General features: G+C 66.6%; 15 protein-coding genes and 2 tRNA genes. 11 read left to right on the plus strand and 6 right to left on the minus strand.

The features are described 5' to 3' along the window. Nucleotides 1-70: 70 nt before the first annotated feature. Complete coding sequence (locus NMP03_RS03010; RefSeq protein WP_256507061.1) at nucleotides 71-2,824, plus strand: TonB-dependent receptor domain-containing protein; 2,754 nt, start codon at nucleotides 71-73, stop codon at nucleotides 2,822-2,824. 61 nt (nucleotides 2,825-2,885) lie between these two features. On the opposite strand, the gene NMP03_RS03015 is transcribed toward NMP03_RS03010, so the two are convergent. Continuing rightward, entirely contained in the window at nucleotides 2,886-3,563 is a 678-nt protein-coding gene (locus NMP03_RS03015) for a prolyl hydroxylase family protein (RefSeq protein WP_256507062.1), read from the minus strand. A gap of 245 nt (nucleotides 3,564-3,808) precedes the next feature. Here NMP03_RS03015 and NMP03_RS03020 point away from each other — a divergent pair, with 245 nt between their 5' ends. From NMP03_RS03020 to NMP03_RS03035, 4 genes are all read left to right on the plus strand, one after another. Beyond that, the gene (locus tag NMP03_RS03020; RefSeq protein WP_256507063.1) at nucleotides 3,809-4,933 is read left to right on the plus strand and encodes a GspE/PulE family protein; all 1,125 of its coding nucleotides are present in this window, start codon (nucleotides 3,809-3,811) and stop codon (nucleotides 4,931-4,933) included. A gap of 76 nt (nucleotides 4,934-5,009) precedes the next feature. Further along, nucleotides 5,010-5,086 (plus strand) — tRNA-His (locus NMP03_RS03025). Nucleotides 5,087-5,115: 29 nt separating this feature from the next. After that, the gene (locus tag NMP03_RS03030; RefSeq protein WP_256507064.1) at nucleotides 5,116-6,168 is read left to right on the plus strand and encodes a Glu/Leu/Phe/Val family dehydrogenase; all 1,053 of its coding nucleotides are present in this window, start codon (nucleotides 5,116-5,118) and stop codon (nucleotides 6,166-6,168) included. A gap of 66 nt (nucleotides 6,169-6,234) precedes the next feature. Then, nucleotides 6,235-6,897, plus strand: a complete 663-nt coding sequence (locus NMP03_RS03035; protein WP_256507065.1) for a tetratricopeptide repeat protein — start codon at nucleotides 6,235-6,237, stop codon at nucleotides 6,895-6,897. A gap of 50 nt (nucleotides 6,898-6,947) precedes the next feature. On the opposite strand, the gene NMP03_RS03040 is transcribed toward NMP03_RS03035, so the two are convergent. Together NMP03_RS03040 and ald are read right to left on the minus strand one after the other, a co-directional pair. Beyond that, nucleotides 6,948-7,166 (minus strand): DUF3072 domain-containing protein, encoded by a 219-nt coding sequence (locus NMP03_RS03040; RefSeq protein ID WP_256507066.1) that lies wholly within the window; start codon nucleotides 7,164-7,166, stop codon nucleotides 6,948-6,950. 17 nt (nucleotides 7,167-7,183) lie between these two features. Beyond that, nucleotides 7,184-8,326, minus strand: coding sequence for an alanine dehydrogenase (ald, locus tag NMP03_RS03045; RefSeq protein WP_256507067.1), 1,143 nt, complete (start codon nucleotides 8,324-8,326; stop codon nucleotides 7,184-7,186). Between the two features lie 269 nt (nucleotides 8,327-8,595). Between ald and NMP03_RS03050 the strand changes: the two genes are divergently transcribed. The 4 genes from NMP03_RS03050 to trxB all read left to right on the plus strand — a co-directional run bounded on the left by NMP03_RS03050 (nucleotide 8,596) and on the right by trxB (nucleotide 12,509). Continuing rightward, entirely contained in the window at nucleotides 8,596-10,440 is a 1,845-nt protein-coding gene (locus NMP03_RS03050) for a potassium transporter Kup (protein WP_256507990.1), read from the plus strand. After that, nucleotides 10,437-10,955, plus strand: coding sequence for a 2'-5' RNA ligase family protein (locus tag NMP03_RS03055; protein WP_256507068.1), 519 nt, complete (start codon nucleotides 10,437-10,439; stop codon nucleotides 10,953-10,955). The genes NMP03_RS03050 and NMP03_RS03055 overlap by 4 nt, the downstream gene beginning before the upstream one ends. 55 nt (nucleotides 10,956-11,010) lie before the next feature. Beyond that, a tRNA-Met gene (locus NMP03_RS03060) sits at nucleotides 11,011-11,087 on the plus strand. A gap of 453 nt (nucleotides 11,088-11,540) precedes the next feature. Beyond that, nucleotides 11,541-12,509 carry a thioredoxin-disulfide reductase gene (trxB, locus tag NMP03_RS03065; RefSeq protein ID WP_256507069.1) on the plus strand — a complete coding sequence of 323 codons (969 nt, stop codon included), beginning with the start codon at nucleotides 11,541-11,543 and terminating at the stop codon, nucleotides 12,507-12,509. A 33-nt stretch (nucleotides 12,510-12,542) separates the two neighbouring features. Here trxB and NMP03_RS03070 read toward each other — a convergent pair whose 3' ends face one another. Genes NMP03_RS03070 through NMP03_RS03080 form a run of 3 tightly spaced genes read right to left on the minus strand, consistent with a single transcriptional unit; the run spans nucleotide 12,543 to nucleotide 14,315 of the window. Further along, on the minus strand, nucleotides 12,543-13,337 hold the full coding sequence (locus tag NMP03_RS03070) for a hydrolase 1, exosortase A system-associated (protein WP_256507070.1): 795 nt from the start codon (nucleotides 13,335-13,337) through the stop codon (nucleotides 12,543-12,545). Then, nucleotides 13,325-14,032 (minus strand): alpha/beta hydrolase family protein, encoded by a 708-nt coding sequence (locus NMP03_RS03075; RefSeq protein WP_256507071.1) that lies wholly within the window; start codon nucleotides 14,030-14,032, stop codon nucleotides 13,325-13,327. The genes NMP03_RS03070 and NMP03_RS03075 overlap by 13 nt, the downstream gene beginning before the upstream one ends. Before the next feature lie 10 nt (nucleotides 14,033-14,042). Continuing rightward, complete coding sequence (locus tag NMP03_RS03080) at nucleotides 14,043-14,315, minus strand: acyl carrier protein (RefSeq protein ID WP_256507072.1); 273 nt, start codon at nucleotides 14,313-14,315, stop codon at nucleotides 14,043-14,045. Between the two features lie 113 nt (nucleotides 14,316-14,428). Here NMP03_RS03080 and NMP03_RS03085 point away from each other — a divergent pair, with 113 nt between their 5' ends. Beyond that, nucleotides 14,429-15,937 carry an acyl-CoA ligase (AMP-forming), exosortase A system-associated gene (locus tag NMP03_RS03085; protein WP_256507073.1) on the plus strand — a complete coding sequence of 503 codons (1,509 nt, stop codon included), beginning with the start codon at nucleotides 14,429-14,431 and terminating at the stop codon, nucleotides 15,935-15,937. Further along, nucleotides 15,934-17,169 carry a pyridoxal-dependent decarboxylase, exosortase A system-associated gene (locus tag NMP03_RS03090; protein ID WP_256507074.1) on the plus strand — a complete coding sequence of 412 codons (1,236 nt, stop codon included), beginning with the start codon at nucleotides 15,934-15,936 and terminating at the stop codon, nucleotides 17,167-17,169. Before NMP03_RS03085 ends, NMP03_RS03090 begins: the two co-directional genes overlap by 4 nt. Nucleotides 17,170-17,175: the final 6 nt, after the last annotated feature.

Genomic DNA, 17,175 nt, shown 5'->3' on the forward strand with positions numbered 1-17,175 from the left:
GGGGGTGGTGGTGCAATCGCCCGCCACCCCCGCATCGCTCGCGTGACGACGACCTCTGATCCGGAACTAGATGATGAAACAGCAGACCGCATTCGGCAGCCTCCTCCTATTGACGACCCAGCTCGTCGCGCCACAGGCGCTGGCGGCTGCGGTCCCGAACACCCGGCAGACATCGACCCCCCCGGCGGGCCAGACGGTCGCTCCGGGCGCTGGCGGCACGCAGGCGATGCCGCAGACCGTGGCCCCCGACTCGACCAGCCAGCAGGCAGAGACGGAAGCCGACATTCTGGAGGAGGCCGAAATTTCGGGGCCCGGCTCGGGTGACGCGCAGGAAGATATCGTCGTCATCGGTCGCAACATTCCCAACATCGTTCGTGCAACGCCGCAAGTCGTGTCGGTCCTTACGACCGCCGACATCGCGCGCACCGGCGAAGGCGATATCGCCGGCGCCCTGACGCGCGTGACCGGGCTGAGCGTGGTCGGTAACGGCTTCGTCTTCGTCCGCGGTCTCGGCGATCGCTATTCTTCGTCGCTGCTCAACGGCTTGCCACTGCCGAGCCCCGAGCCGCTGCGGCGCGTGGTGCCGCTCGACATCTTCCCAACCAATGTCGTCGCGTCGGCGCTGGTGCAGAAAAGCTATTCGGCAAATTATCCCGGTGAATTCGGCGGCGGCGCGATCAATCTCACGACCCGTGCGATACCCGACGAGAGCTTTTTGCAGGTCGGCGGCTCGGTCGGCTTCGACACCGTCACCAGTAGCGAGCTTGGCTATGTCTATGACGGCGGCTCGGCCGATGTATTCGGCTTCGACGATGGCGAACGCACCGTTCCCGGCTTCATCAAGGACGCGGGCAAGAACAACACCTCGGTCAACGACCCCAATATGATCGGCCAATTGTCGAACGCCCCCACGACGTTGCTCGAAGAAAATTATCATATCCCCGCCAACTGGTCGGGCGAGGCGAGCTTCGGGACGTCGTTCGATGTCGGCGGGGCGAAGATCGGCCTGATCGGTGCTGGCGGCATCTCGAACAGCTGGCGCACCCGCGCTGCCATCCAACAGGTTGCGACCGGTGCCGATGGTGGGCTGGTGAGTGATTTCGATCGCGTGACCACCGACAACCGGATCATCGTCAACGGCCTTTTCGGGCTGGGCGCCGAGATCGGCGATCACCGCCTCCGCGTCACCAACGTATATGTCCATGATACCCTGAAGCAGGGCATTCTGGGGCAGGGCGATGAAGAGAATTTTGGCATTCCCGGCCAGTTCGGTGTGCCGTCGTTCATCGTCCAGAACACCAACTGGTTTGCGCGCCAGCTCTTCACCAGCCAGGCGGTTGCCGAACTCGACTTTGGTGCCTTCGATATCGATTTGCGCGGCGCCTATGCCAATACCAAGCGCGAGGCGCCCTATGAGCGCGAATTCCGCTACGTCTATGATCCCACGGTCCGCGATTACACCAACGCGCTCAACACCCCGAGCTCGGCGACGATCGCGTTCAGCGATCTGAACGAGGATCTTTGGACCGGGGCTGCCGATTTCACCTATGATTTCGATGCCGATCGGCCGTTGTCAGTGTCAACCGGCTATGCATATTCGAACGCCGAACGCAGCTCGAGCCGCTATTTTTTCCGCTTCATCGGGCCGAACAATGGTCCGGTGAACGCGACGGTCGCGCAGCTGCGCCCCGATTATCTACTGTCCGACTACATCATCGGCACCAACGGTATCACCCTGCGCAACGAATCGGTAGGCCAGGGCGCTGCGGCGTATGACGCGTCGCTCGAAGTGCATGCTGGCTATGTGCAGGCCGAGGCCGAAGTGCTCGACGGGCTGCGTGCGTCGGTCGGTGTTCGCTATGAGACCGCCGATCAGCAGGTCTTGTCGCAAGGGGCGATCGACCCGACCAACCTGAGCAACAATTACTGGCTGCCGGCCTCGACGATCACCTGGAATTTCGCCGAAGACATGCAGCTTCGGGTGCATGCCTCCAAGACGCTGGCACGCCCGCAGTTCCGCGAGCTCGCACCGCAAATCTATCAGGATTTCGAGAGTAACCGGCAGTTCCTCGGCAACCCGCTGCTCGTCGACTCCGAGCTCTACAATCTCGAAGCGCGCTATGAATGGTTCTTCAAGCGCGACCAGCGTTTCACCCTCGCCGGCTTCTACAAGCGGATCGACAACCCGATCGAGGCGATCGCCTTCGTCGCGGGCGGTTCGACCTCGCTGCAGACCGGCTTCTCGAACGCACCGCAGGCGACGCTGTATGGCGGTGAAGTCGAGTTCCAGAAATACGTTCCGCTCGATTTCGTCGGCGAAGGCTGGTCCACCGCGCGGCTGCTGCTGCTCGGAAACTACACCTACACCCAGTCGCAGCTGCAATCGGGCAACCAGCTGGTTCCCAGCCCGATCCTCGGCGCGGCACCCCAGCAATCGTCGCTGGTGTTCGACGACGGCGCACCGCTGGTGGGCCAGTCGGACCATCTCGTGAACGCGCAGATCGGTATCGAAGACGAAGAGAGCCGGACGCAGTTCACGGTGCTGTTCAATTACGCCAGCGAGCGCGTCACGAATCGTGGTCCGGTGGTCGAAGGGACGCGCCTGCCCGATATCGTCGAAGAGCCCGGCTTGCGGCTCGACGTGGTGTTCCGCCAGGGCATCGCGATCGGTGAGAACCAGTCGATCGATCTCAAGTTCGAAGGCCGCAACCTGACCAAGACGCGGTACCAGGAATATCAGATATTCCCGAACGACGTCCGGGTCGACACCAACACCTATGACCTCGGCCGCATCTTCTCGGTAGGGATCAGCGCCACGCTGTAACCGCCGAGCTATCGCGCCACTTCGGGCCGCCGGGGGATATCCTCCGGCGGCCCGTTTCGTTCTACGCCCAGCCCCAGGGGCGCTCGCGATACCATTTGGTGATCACGTACTTGGTTCCCGCGCGCACCTTCATCCCATGATGCAGCGTCGCCGGATTGGGCGTGCCGTCAGGACGCAGGTTGTTCCAGGCGAGCAATTTGCCGGTTTCGGGGTGGACCATCTTGTCGATCGCCTTGAACCGCGTCGCACCGCCCGCCTCTGGTTCGTTGAGATAGAGCATCACCGTCCAGGTGCGGTTGCCCGCGACCGAGCAGAATTTCTGGAAGTCGACGCCCTGCGGCTCGAAATAATCGGTGTGCGCCTTGAACTCCTGCCCCATGGCGTAGCGCTGCCCCTGGATCGGCTCGCCATGCGCGCCGTCGAGCCCGCAAAACGCGGTGATAGCCTGCTCGAGCTGCGCGACCAGCGTATCACTGGTGTCCAGATCGCAGGTCTCGCTGGTGCGGAACGCCGAATCGCCGTTGAAGTCCGACACCGTCGAGGGTCGGCGCTGCGCATCAATCTGCGCGCACAGCGCGGCGCAGACCTCGGGGGTGAGAAAGCGTTTGCGCAGGAACAGCGTCAGCTTGGGGCTGGGCACCTTCTGGACACCGGGTTGCGCGAGGATGTGATCGATCACCGGTTCGGGCGGATAGCCCGAGCCGAGATTGACCGGCGGGGCGGGTGCGAGCGTTGCCATTGCGCCATTCTGCCAAAAAGCCGCGACCACGAAAAGCGCTGCACGGTTCGGCACCCACTTCGCCCGGCGCCTGACACGAAACGGTAACATCGCGGTCGCAGGACCGTCACGCTCGGCCAGATCGGTCGCGCGTTGGGGGGCATATGGCGACCGATCACTTGCTCGTACGGCAGCGGCAGACGTCCCCGGTCGTTCAGCGCCCGACCGCAATTCCCGCGCCCACCGGCGGCGGCGATGTAAACCCAATGCTCGACCGCGTGCTTGCCGAATGCATTGCACGCCGTGGCGGTACGATACATGTCGATCTCAGCGACGAGGCGCTGGCGATCCGGATCCGCGTGCACGGTGCATTGCACGAAGTGCTGGCGCTGCGTGGCTCCGACGCCACGGCCTTGCGCGGCTGCCTGTTCGACCGCGCCGGGCTGATCGCGGGGCAGGGCGAGGGACGGCTGACCGCCGCCGGCCGCGACTGGCTCGCATATCGGGTCGACACCACCGATGGCGCGCGCGTCGTGTTGCAGCATATGGGGACGCCGAGCGCCGACGAGCCGCTGGCCGCGATCGGCATGTCGCCCGCGCTGGTCCGGACGATCGACAGCGCGTTGCTCGATGCGGCGGGCGGGATCGTCGTCGTGGCGGGACCCGCGGGTTCGGGCTCCGCCGCGACGTTGCGGGCGATCCTTGCGCGAGTGAATGTCGGGACACGGCGATCGCTCGCGATCCAGCGCACCGCCGAGGCCGCAGACGCCGGCGTCGGCCGTGTAACCGTCGATGCCGCCGATCCGCGCGGCACCGCCGCGGCGCTGCGGCTGGTGCTGCGCCAGGACCCCGACATCGTGATGCTCGACGATTTGCCCGATCGCGAAACCGCGCAGATGGCGTTCGAGGCGGCGCGGACGCGGCGGCTGTTGCTGTTGGGGGTCGAGGCCGACGACGCGGTGGGGGCGATCGCGCGGCTGCGTGCGCTGCGCGTCGAACGCTTCCTGCTCGCGTCGACGCTGCGGATCGTCGTCGCGCAGCGTCTCGTACGCCGGCTGTGCGTTGATTGCCGGCGCCCGGTCCAGGCATCGGCGGCGGCGTCGGCGCTGCTGGGGTTCGATCCGGGATCGGTGATCTACACCAGCGACGGGTGCGACGCCTGCGCGGGCAGCGGCTTTGCTGGGCAGGTCGCGGTATTCGAAGCGATCGCGTGCGATCCGGCGATCAGCCGGCTGCTCAACGATGGCGGCGATGCCGCCATCCTCTCGCGCCATGCCTTTGTTGCCGCCCCCAATCTCGGCTCGGCGGCGCGCGCGCTGGTGCGCGAGGGGCGGACCACGCCCGAGGAAGCGCTGCGGATCTCGCGTGGCGGCGCGGCGGTCACCGCCTGACGCAGGCCAATGCGAAGAAACCCGCGCAGCAATCTTGCGTTTGGCGAAACCCCTCGTTAAGTGCGCTCACTCTGCGGCGGTCGTAGTTCAATTGGTTAGAGCACCGGCTTGTGATGCCGGAAGTTGCGGGTTCAAGTCCCGTCGGTCGCCCCATTCCTTCCCCAACACCGGAACCATCGTTCGTGCTCACCGACTGGGGCTTCCCCGATTTCGACGATCATGAGGGCGTGCACCTCTTCACCGACCGCGCCACCGGCCTGCAGGCGGTAATCGCTTTGCACTCGACTGCGCTCGGGCCAGCAGCCGGCGGCACTCGATTTTGGCATTATGCCCGGTCGGCTGATGCGATCACCGACGCGCTGCGATTGTCGCGCGGGATGAGCTTCAAGAACGCAATGGCCGGACTACCGATGGGCGGCGGCAAGGGCGTGATCCTCGCCGATGCCAATCGCACCAAGACCCCCGAAATGCTCAAGGCGTTCGGTCGCGCAGTGGAATCGCTTGGCGGGCGTTACGTCACTGCCGAAGATGTCGGGATTTCCGAAGCCGATATGGTCACCGTGTCGGGGGAGACGAAGTTTGTCTCGGGCCTGCCTGCCACCGCCAGCGGCGGGGCAGGGGGCGATCCCGGGCCGTTCACCTCGATGGGCGTTTATCTCGGCGTCAAGGCAGCGGCAAAGCGCGCGCTGGGCACCGATGACATGCGCGGCGTCCATGTCGCGATCCAGGGCGTCGGCAGCGTCGGTGGCGGCCTCGCACGGCTGCTGGCCGCCGATGGCGCGCGGCTGACGCTGGCCGACGTCAATCGTGACCGTGCGCAGGCACTCGCCGAGGCGCTCGGCGCTGCGGTTGCCGATCCTGATCAGGTGCTCGGCATCGAAGCCGATATCGTCAGCCCCAATGCGCTTGGCGCGGTGCTGACCCCCGAATCGATCGCCGCGCTTCGCTGCAGGGCGGTCGCGGGCGGCGCGAACAACCAGCTCGCCCACCGCGATGACGGTGCGACGCTGCATGCGCGCGGGATCCTGTACGCGCCCGATTACGTCATCAACGCCGGCGGCATCATCAGCGTCGGCCTCGAATATCTCGGCCATGGCGACCGCGCCGAGGTCGAGCGGCGGATCACGCTCATTCCTGGCCGGTTGGTCGATGTGTGGGACGAAAGCGAGCGCACCGGACTGCCCGCGTCGGACGTCGCCGATGCGCAGGCCCGCCGGCTCATCGGCCGCGGATGATGCTGCCGCGGGCGAGCGGCGGCTGTTGACGGTGCTGCGGCGCCGATCGCAGCGACGGACGCCAGCATGGGTTTCGTAACCCTGGCCTTCCTGCTTGCCGCGATCGTCGCGTTGCTATGGTCGCTGCGGATCGCGCCGCGATTGCTGTTGCTGGCGGGCGCGGTGCTGATGCTGGGGGCGGCGGGCTACGCGCTGCAAGGCCGGCCCACGCTCGCGGGGAGCTTGCCCGACGCCCAGGCGGCGCGCGGCGCGCCGATAGATCCGTCGCTGATCGAAATCCGCCAGCAGATGTTCGGCCGCTTCCAATATGCCGATACCTATTTCACGCTGACCGACGCGCTCAACCGGATGGGCAATGATCGCGGCGCGGCGCTGGCGATGCTCGGCGGCGTGCGATCGGCACCCAACAGCCTGCCGCTCTGGACCTGGCTCGGCGTGACGCTGAACCAGCAAGACGGAGGGGCAATGTCGCCTGCGGCGCAACTGGCGTTCCGCAAGGCGCGGTCGCTCAATCCGCAGCATCCCGCGCCGTGGTTCTTCCAAGGCACAGCGCTGATGCGCGCGGGCGAGTTCGATTCGGCGCGCGCCTATTGGGTGCGTGCGCTGGCGGTATCCCGGGCGAATTCCGCGTACCGACCGGCGATCGCCGAACGGATCGCGATGCTCGATCGGTTTCTGGCGATGCGCGCGCGCATGCAGGCCGAGATGGGCGGCGCGCCGGGGATGTGAGCAAACCCCCTCCCTTGTCGAGGGAGGGGGGTAGAGAAGGGGAAGGGCGGTTATGCGCCGCGCCCGGTCCTTCCCTGCAGCGCATCGATCCGCTTCGAGGCATCCGCCTTGGTCAGCGTCTCGTCGAACGGTTCGCCGGCTTCCTCGCTCAGCGTCTTGCGATACGATGCCTGTGCGCCGGTCATTTTCTCGTCGCCGGTGGTCCAGTCGTCTGGGTCCTTCTCGGCGTTCGAAAAGGGCTCGCTCTTGGGGTTCGCAGTATCGGACATCGTGGGTTCCTCGTTACTTAGGCATCATGCGCCAAACGAGCTTGTTCCGCATTCGTTCCCGTCCATTCATGGAAGGAGAGGTCGAGCGCCTCGGCAACCGCGCGATGGCGGATCTTGCCTTGCGACACATTCAGCCCGTTCGCCAGATGCCGGTCGGCGGCCATCGCTCCCTCGGCACCCAACCGCGCGAGGCGCAGCACATAGGGCAAGGTCGCGTTGTTGAGCGCGAAGGCCGATGTGCGCGCGACCGCGCCGGGCATGTTGGCGACGCAATAATGGATGACGCCGTCGACCTCGTACACCGGATCGTCGTGGGTGGTGGCGTGCGAGGTTTCGAAGCAGCCCCCCTGGTCGATCGCGATGTCGACCAGCACCGAACCGCGCTTCATCGTCTTGAGCATTTCTCGCGTCACCAGCTTGGGCGCGGCGGCGCCGGGCACCAGCACCGCGCCGATCACCAGATGCGCGTTCTTTACCGCGGCCGCGATCGCCGCCTTGCTGGCATAGGCGGTCTTGATCTGGCTCGAGAAGAACATGTCGAGCTCGGCCAGCCGGTCATTGTTGATGTCGTAGATCGTGACGTCGGCGCGCATGCCGACCGCCATCTGCGCCGCGTTGACGCCCGACACGCCGCCGCCGAGGATCGCGACGCGCGCCGGAGCGACGCCGGGGACGCCGCCGAGCAATACGCCGCGACCGCCCTGCTCCTTTTCCAGATAATGCGCGCCGACCTGCACCGACATCCGCCCGGCGACTTCGCTCATCGGCTTGAGCAGCGGCAGCGAGCGCGACTCGCTCGTGACGGTCTCATAGGCGATGCAGGTCGCACCCGACGCCATCAGCCCCTCGGCCTGGGCCTTGTCGGCGGCGAGGTGGAGATAGGTGAACAGCAGGTGCCGCGGCTCGAGCATCGCGATTTCCGAAGGCTGTGGCTCCTTCACCTTCACGATCATGTCGCTGCTCGCGAACACCTCGGCAGCGGTGCCGACGATGCGGGCGCCCGCGCCCACATAATCGACGTCGTCGAAGTCGATACCGCTGCCCGCCTGGGTCTCGACGATCACCTCGTGGCCCGCGGCCACCAGCTCGGCGACCGAGGGCGGGGTCAGCCCGACTCGATATTCGTGGTTCTTGATTTCCTTGGGGACACCGACTCGCATGACGATCCTCTCTTGAAGCTTATGGCGCGCCTATAGCCCGGCGTTTCGCGCTTGTCCCGCGGGTGGAAACCGGGTCCATCGGCCCCGTTGCGGCGCTGCAGCGAGGGTGGTAACGGCGCGGTTTCCTTACACGAGAGATTTGGTCGCATGGTCGTTCAAGGCCCGCTACCCGCCCGGACGCTTCGTTCGTGATCGACAACCCGACTTCGTCGGCCGCACTGCCGGCGTCGGACGATAGCGAACCGCCGCGCGCGCACGGCCAGAACGGCATGTGGAAGCTCACGATCGGCGCGATCGGCGTGGTGTTCGGCGATATCGGCACCAGCCCGCTCTATGCGCTCAAGGAATCCTTCGTCGGCCATCATCCGCTGCCGGTCGATGGGCTGCACGTGTTCGGGGTCGTCAGCCTGATTTTCTGGACGATGATGATCATCGTCACGCTGAAATATGTCATCCTGATCATGCGCGCCGACAACAAGGGCGAGGGGGGCAGCCTGGCGCTGCTCGCGCTCATCACGCGCCGTTCGGGCGCGCAGCGCTGGTCGCGCAGTCTGGTGATGCTCGGGGTGTTCGCCACCGCGCTATTCTATGGCGACAGCTTCATCACTCCCGCGATTTCGGTGCTGTCGGCGGTCGAGGGGCTTACCACCGTCCAGCCGGGGTTCGAGCCGCTGGTACTGCCGATCGCGGTGTCGATCCTGGTCGGGCTGTTTTTCATCCAGGCGCGCGGCACCGAGGTGATGGGCAAATTGTTCGGCCCGATCATCATCGTCTATTTCATCACGCTGGCGGTACTCGGCGTCATCAACATCATGCCGCGCCCCGAAGTGCTGTGGGCGTTGTCGCCGCAATATGCGGTGCAGTTCTTCACCGACGATCCTCGCCTGGGCTTCCTTGCGCTCGGCTCGGTCGTGCTCGCGGTCACCGGGGCCGAGGCGCTCTATGCCGATATGGGGCATTTCGGGCGCAAGCCGATCGCGATCGGCTGGCTCTATTTCGTCGCCCCAGCGCTGATCCTCAACTATCTTGGCCAGGCAGCGCTGTTGATGAACGACCCCAGCGCCGCGGCGAACCCCTTTTTCCGCATGGCGCCCGAGGAGTTCCGGCTTCCTCTGGTGATCCTCGCGACGATGGCAACGATCATCGCCAGTCAGGCGGTCATCTCGGGCGCCTTCTCGGTCACCCAGCAGGCGATCCAGCTCGGCTTCATGCCGCGGATGCGGATCAACCACACCAGCGCGACCGCGGCGGGGCAGATCTACATCCCCGTCATCAACTGGGCGCTGCTCGTGATGGTGCTGCTGCTGGTGTTCTTCTTCCGCAGCTCGAGCAACCTCGCCGCCGCCTATGGCATCGCGGTGACGGGCACAATGTTCATCACCACCTGCATGCTCGGCGTGCTGATGGTCCGCGTCTGGAAGATGCCGACCCCGGTGGCTTTCGGCGTCACCTTCGTCTTCCTGGTGATCGACGGCGCCTATCTCGCGTCGAACATGACCAAGATTCCCGATGGTGGCTGGTTCCCGCTGCTAGCGGGGATCATCATCCTGACGCTCATGACCACCTGGGCCAAGGGCCGCAAGCTGATGATAGACCGGCTGCGCGAGAGCGCGATGCCGATCAAGGTGTTCATCCAGTCGGCGGCCAATTCGGCGACGCGCGTCGCTGGGACCGCGGTCTTCATGACCTCGACTCCAGAAGGCGTGCCGCACGCGCTGCTGCACAATCTCAAGCACAACAAGGTGCTCCACGATCGCGTCATCCTGCTGACGGTAAAGATCGTCGACGTGCCCTATGTGGCCGATGACAAGCGAGTCGCGCTCGACGATCTGGGGCAGGGGTTCCACCGCATGATCCTGTGCTACGGCTTCATGGAGGAGGCAGACGTGCCCGCCGCGCTCGCCAAGGTGCATGATTGCGGCGCCGAGTTTCGGATGATGGAAACCAGCTTCTTCCTGGCGCGGCAGACGCTGCTGCCCTCGGCCCGGCCGGGGATGTCGCTGTGGCGCGAGAAGCTGTTCGCCTGGATGCTGCGCAACGCCGAAAGCGCGATGGAGTTCTTCCGGCTTCCTACCAACCGGGTCGTCGAACTGGGAAGCCAGGTCGAGATTTGACCGGGGCAGGACCGCCCGCGCCGATCATCGTCACCGCGGTCTTCGGTGGCGAGGACGCCGCCTATCTCAATCGGCTTCGCACCGAGCATTTCCCACCCGAGCGCAACCAGCTCGACCCGCATCTGACGCTGTTCCACCATCTTGCGCCCGATCTGGCGCGCGAACTCAAGCAGCGGCTGGCGGCCGAGACGCGCGGTATCGCGGCGCCAGATGCACGGATCGCCGGCGTGATCTCGCTTGGGCGCGGCACCGCCTTCCGCATCGAATCGCCCGCGCTCGAGGATATACGCGCGCGGCTTGCCGAAGCGTTCGCGCCGATGCTGGTGCCGCAGGACCTAGCCGGCTGGCGCCCGCACGTGACGATCCAGAACAAGGTCGAGGCCGCCGTCGCCAGGGCGCTGCGCCAGCAGATGGAAGCCGATTTCGCGCCGCGACGGCTCGCGATCGCAGGGCTGGCGGCATGGTGGTATCGCGGCGGGCCATGGGAAGCCCTCTCGCGCCATATGTTCGCTTGACCGCCCCGCCACACCGACTTATGAGCGCGCCTTCGCCGATAGGCGGGCCCCTTGGGGCGGAGTAGCTCAGTTGGTTAGAGCACGGGAATCATAATCCTGGGGTCGGGGGTTCAAATCCCTCCTCCGCTACCATCGGCGTGGTGTTCGGCAGTTGTGAACTGCTCGCGTCATAGGTCAGCAATCGCTGGTTTGGCCTTTTCATTACCCCGTCCCACGCCTTGGCACGCGCAATATTTTCAAGCCGCCGTTTGCGTCGACGCTCGCGACGTTCGCGTTCGCGCACATGATGGCGCATGACCAAGCCAAGACACAATGCTACGATGACAAGAATAGCCAGCCCGAGATGCATGGGAGCCGTCTCCGCGTTAGAGCTTCTGGTGCGACGCAAAACTCAACGCAAACTTTTCTAACCTTACGGTAATTGCAGCGATTCGGCGAGTCCGGTGCTGCAGGTGCGATGGCGCGGGATGCGATTTCGCGGCGGCGCAGCACTGCTGGGAAGTCCGCCAACCTGCTCCTATCTTGCGATCTTGAATGCGACCGTCTTAAAGCCGGCTGCACGATCCTCTTATCCGATGGAATGCCATGACGACGCACACCACCCGCATGCTGATCCTGGGCTCGGGCCCTGCCGGGCTTTCGGCCGCCATTTATGGTGCGCGGGCGGGTATGCAGCCGATCGTGGTTCAGGGCATCCAGCCGGGCGGGCAGCTGACCACCACCACCGATGTCGAGAATTATCCCGGCTTCCGCGAGGTCATCCAGGGGCCGTGGCTGATGGAAGAGATGCAAGCGCAGGCCGAACATGTCGGAACGCGGCTGCTGTACGACACGATCGTCGAGGTCGATGTCTCACGTCGGCCGTTTCGGCTGATTGGGGATGGTGGGGATGTGTATGAAGGCGAGACGCTGGTGATCGCCACCGGGGCGCAGGCGCGCTGGCTGGGGCTCGACAGCGAGGAATTGCTCAAGGGCAAGGGCGTGTCGGCCTGCGCCACCTGCGACGGCTTCTTCTATCGCGGCAAGAAGGTGGCGGTGATCGGCGGCGGCAACACCGCGGTCGAGGAAGCCTTGTACCTCACCAACCACAGCGACGACGTAACGCTGATCCATCGCCGCGACAGCCTTCGCGCCGAAAAGATCCTGCAGGAGCGGTTGTTCGCCAACGACAAGATCACCGTGCTCTGGAACAAGGGGGTCGAGCGCTTCGTCGACGGCGGCGGCACCGCAGGGCTGGTCGGGATCGAACTTCGCGACACCGTGACCGGCGAATTGTCGGCGATCGACGTCGATGGCGGCTTCGTGGCGATCGGCCACCATCCCGCGACCGAGCTGTTCCGCGGGCATATCGAGCTCGACGAGGATCACTACATCGCGGTCGAGACCGGATCGACGCGCACCAACGTGCCCGGTGTGTTCGCGTGCGGCGACGTGATGGACAAGGTCTATCGCCAGGCGGTGACCGCGGCGGGGACCGGCTGCATGGCCGCGCTCGACGCCGAGCGCTTCCTGGCCGAGGTGGAATTCGAGGAAGTGCGCGAGGCGGCGGAGTAGCCCTCCTTCCTTCTCCCGCCGGCGGGAGAAGGTTTAGGGTGCCATCGCTCTCAGCAACTGCTCGCGCAGCCAGGCCTTGTCTTCGGCGGTGTGGAAGCTGTGGCTCCCGGTATCGCGCTCGGCGATCGTCAGTCGTCCGCGTAGTGGATCGAACGCGCTTGCCTGCCAGGCTTCGTTGAACGCCACCGCGGTATTGTCGCGCTTGGCGAGCAGGATCATGATCGGCTCGGCGCGCGCCGCCATCCCCGCTGCCAGCCGCCCGGCGAGTCCGGCGGGTTCCTCGGCAGGGGCCTTCGACACTTTCGACAGCCCTTGCGCCAGCTTGCCCATATTCACCCCGCCGGTCACCAGTCGCAGCCAGGCCTTGGGATCGCGGAGCCGCTCGGCATAGCGCGCGCGGATCGCGGCTGCCGGGGGAAGTGCGTCGGCGGTTTCGATCACCCAGGGGTTGGCGAGCACGAAGGCGTCGATGCCGCCCACGCCGTGCAACGCCAGCGCGCTGGCGGCATCGCAATTGCCGAACGCGACGACCCGCGTCACGCCGGGGGCCGCGCGCCGGAACGCCGCCACCGCTGCCGCGATATCGTCGCCGCTCGCTTCGAACCCGCGATTGGCGCCGGTCGAATCGCCGATCCCGCGCCGGTCGAAACGGAACACCGGGTGCCCGACGGCGGCAATGTCGGCGGCGAGCAGCGCCATCCCGCGATGCGCGCCGATGCGGATCTCGTTGCCGCCCGATACGATCAGCAGCCCGGTGCCGCCCTCGGCCGCATCGAGCGTGCCCACCAGCGTATCGCCCACGCAGGGAAAGGCGATCAGCTCCCGCATTGCTTCACCCAATCGGCGACATCGGCGGCCAGTTCGCGCGCGAGTGCGGGGTTGTTGTCGGGCTCGGCGCGCCGCCACAGGGGTCGCGCGACGATCTTGCGGTCGGCCTCGCCGGCATCGGTGTCGAGCCGAAGCGTGCGCAGCGGCGGCGCGACCGTCGGCACCGCACCCTGCAATTCGGCGAGCAGGCCGCGCGAGAGCAGATTGCCCGCGAGCTCGATCGGCGGGCCATCCTCGTGGATCGCCTTGGCCGAAAAGCTCTCGCCGCTCTCCTTCACCGCGGCCTGCTTAGCGCGGATCAGGTCGCGCACCAGCGCGGCGCCGGTGACGGGCGCGAAATGCCAGCGGCCGTTGCAATTGGCGCGTGTGTCGATCAGCGCGCCCCCACGCATCGCCAGCACATGCACGCGCGCGCCCTGCCGCGTCAGCCGTTCCTCGGCAGCGGCGAAGGCCTGGCGCCAGTCGTCGAGCATCGCGGCCTCGGTCGGCATCAGGCTTTCGCCGGTACCAGGCAGATCGGGCAGCGCCCCGCCGATCCCGTGGGTGCCGAGCGCACGCAGCAGCGTGACGATGAACGCGCGCAGCCGGTTGGCTTCCTCGAACAGCGGCATCGCCGCCAGCACGATCGGGCCGGTCGCGGGGCCGAAGCGCAGCATCGGCTCGCTGCCGCCGGTCCAATCATAACGGTCGATCATGCCGCCGCCGTCACGTCAGCGATTTGTCCTGCGCGAAGCGGACCAGCGCGCCGAAGCTTTCGAGCGTCTCGCCGTCGATATCGTCATCGTCGATCGTGATGCCCAGCCGATCCTCGAGTTCGGTCAGCACGCCGGCGACCGCCATCGAATCGAGCTCGGGGAGCGCGCCGAACAACGCGGTGTGGTCGTCAAAGGCGGCGACGCGGTCGTCGCTCAGCCCCAGCACGTCGCGCAACACCGCGCGGACCGCGTTTTCGACTTCGGCATGTCTTTCGGGCAGCAAGTTTGTTCCCCAACGTCACGATTTGCTTACCCCCGGGCGTTAGAGGCGCAAATGGGCGCTGCCAACCCCGCGCCCCTTGCCGGTGCGGGACAGCGGCGCGAAAAAGGCGAACGATGCTGCTCGATATTCCCGAACCCTTGCCGATCGACCATGTCGCGCTGCGCGGTGCCGCCGATGCGCCCGCGCTGGTGACGCGCGACGGCACGCTCGATTATGCCGCGCTCGAAGCTGCGGTGGGGGCGCTCGCGCATTGGCTGGCGGGGCAAAGGCTGGTGTCCGGCGCGCGGGTGGCGACGTGGTCGCCCAAGACGCGTACCGCCTGCCTGATGCCGCTGGCGGCCGCCAGGGCGGGGCTCGTCCATGTGCCGGTCAATCCGGTCCTCAAGCGGGCACAGGTGGCGCATATCCTTGGCGATAGCGGGGCGGCGCTGTTGCTGACGCAAGGCGCGCGGTTGGCGGCGCTCGAGCCGGGCGACGTTCCGGCTGCTTGCCGGATCGTGACCGAGGAGGAGGCGCAGGGTGGCGGTCATCTGCCGCCGTCGTCGGCCGATCCGCAGACGCTTGCGGCGATCCTCTACACCTCGGGCTCGACCGGGCGGCCCAAGGGGGTGATGCTCAGCCACGCGAATATGTGGCTGGGGGCGGTCAGCGTCGCGCGGTATCTGAAGGTCACGTCGCACGACCGCGTCCTCGGCGTGCTGCCGCTCAGCTTCGATTACGGCCAGAACCAGCTGTTCTCGACCTGGGCGGGGGGCGGGTGCGTCGTGCCGCTCGATTACCTCACCGCGCGCGACGTGGTGCGCGCGGTCGAGCGGCATGCGATCACCGGGCTGGCGGGAGTGCCGCCGCTTTGGGTGCAATTGCTCGAAGCCAAGTGGCCCGACGCTGCCGCCGCGAGCCTGAAGCGGCTCACCAATTCGGGCGGCGCGCTGACGCCCAAACTGGTGCGCGAGCTCCGCGCGCGGTTCCCCGCGGCTGACGTCTATCCGATGTACGGGCTGACCGAAGCCTTTCGCTCGACCTATCTCGCGCCCGAGCTTGTCGACACGCATCCTGATTCGATGGGCCGCGCGATTCCCTTTGCCGAGATCATGGTGGTGCGCCCCGACGGCAGCCAAGCCGCACCCGATGAGCCGGGCGAGCTGGTCCATGCCGGGCCTTTGGTCGCGCAGGGCTATTGGCAGGATGCCGAGCGAACCGCGCAGCGCTTCAAGCCCGCGCCCGCCTGGTCGCGCTTGGGCGGGATGGCGGTATGGTCGGGCGACACCGTCCGCGCCGATGACGAGGGGCTGTTGTACTTCGTCGGGCGCGACGACGAGATGATCAAATCGGCGGGCAACCGGATCAGCCCGACCGAGATCGAGGAAGCGGTGCTGTCGGGGGGCGAGGCGGCCGAGGCGGTGGCGCTGGGGGTGCCCGATCCGCGGCTGGGGCAGGCGATCACCGTCGTCGCGCGTGCCAATGGCGATGCTCGCGCTGCCGAAGCCGCGCTGCGCGACCGGATGCGGCGCGAATTGCCGAGCTTCATGCAGCCCGCCGCCTATGTCTGGCGCGAGGCGATGCCGCGCAACGCCAATGGCAAGCTCGACCGCGCCGCGCTCAAGCAGGAGATGACGCCTTGAAGCCGATGGGACCGATCCCGCCCGAATTCGCCGGGGCCGATGCGTTGACGATCGCCGGCCACGACGCCGAGCATTGGATCGCGCAGGCGGGCGACACCCCGTTGTTCGTGTACGATTTCGCGATCGTCGCGGCGCGGGTGGCGCGGCTGCGCGCGGCGATGCCCGATCGGCTGCACCTGCATTATGCGATCAAGGCCAACCCCCACCCGGTGATGCTCGCGGCGATCGCGCCGCTGGTCGACGGGCTCGACGTCGCGTCGGGGGGCGAGCTCGAAAAGGCGCTGGTCGTGAAGCCCGCGGGGGTCGTCAGCTTCGCCGGACCCGGCAAGCGCGACGACGAACTCGAGCTGGCGGTGCGATCGGGGGCAACGCTCAACCTCGAATCCGAGGGCGAGGCGGCGCGGGCGCTCGCGATCGGCGACGCCCTCGGGATCACCCCCCGGCTGGCGATCCGGGTGAACCCCGATTTCGACCTCAAGGGATCGGGGATGAAGATGGGCGGCCGCGCCTCGCCCTTCGGCATCGATGCCGAGCGGGTGCCCGCGTTGGTGCGCGCGCTGGTGTCGGCGGGCGCCGACTGGCGCGGCTTCCATATCTATGCCGGGTCGCAGGCGCTGTCGGCGGCGGCGATCATCGATACCCAAGCGGCTACGGTCGCGCTCGCGCGGCGGCTTGCCGACGAAGCCGGCGCACGCGCGGCGCACGTGAATTTGGGCGGCGGGTTCGGTATCCCCTATTTTTCGGGCGACCAGCCGGTCGATGTCGAGGCAGTCGGCGCGGCGCTCGGCGAATGCTTCGAACGCGATGGCGATCCCGACACGCAGTATGCGATCGAGCTCGGGCGCTGGCTCGCGGGCGAGTGCGGCGTCTATTTGACGCGGATCGTCGATCGCAAACAGAGCCAGGGCGAAACCTTCCTGATCGTCGATGGCGGACTGCACCACCAGCTCGCCGCCAGCGGCAATTTCGGCACCGTCGTCCGCCGCAACTATCCCGTCGTGATCGCGCGCCGGATGGGGGCCGAGGAGACCGAGACCGTCTCGGTGGTCGGTAGCCTGTGTACCCCGCTCGATCGCCTTGCCGATCGCGTGGCGCTGCCGCACGCCGATGTCGGCGATGTCGTCGCGATCTTCCTGGCGGGTGCGTATGGCTTCACCGCGAGCCCATCGCTGTTCCTGGGACACCCCAGCGCACGCGAGCGGTTCGTCAACCTCCCTGACGCTGAACGGTAATTTAAC

This window comes from Sphingomonas qomolangmaensis (assembly GCF_024496245.1).
GTDB lineage: Bacteria > Pseudomonadota > Alphaproteobacteria > Sphingomonadales > Sphingomonadaceae > Sphingomonas > Sphingomonas qomolangmaensis.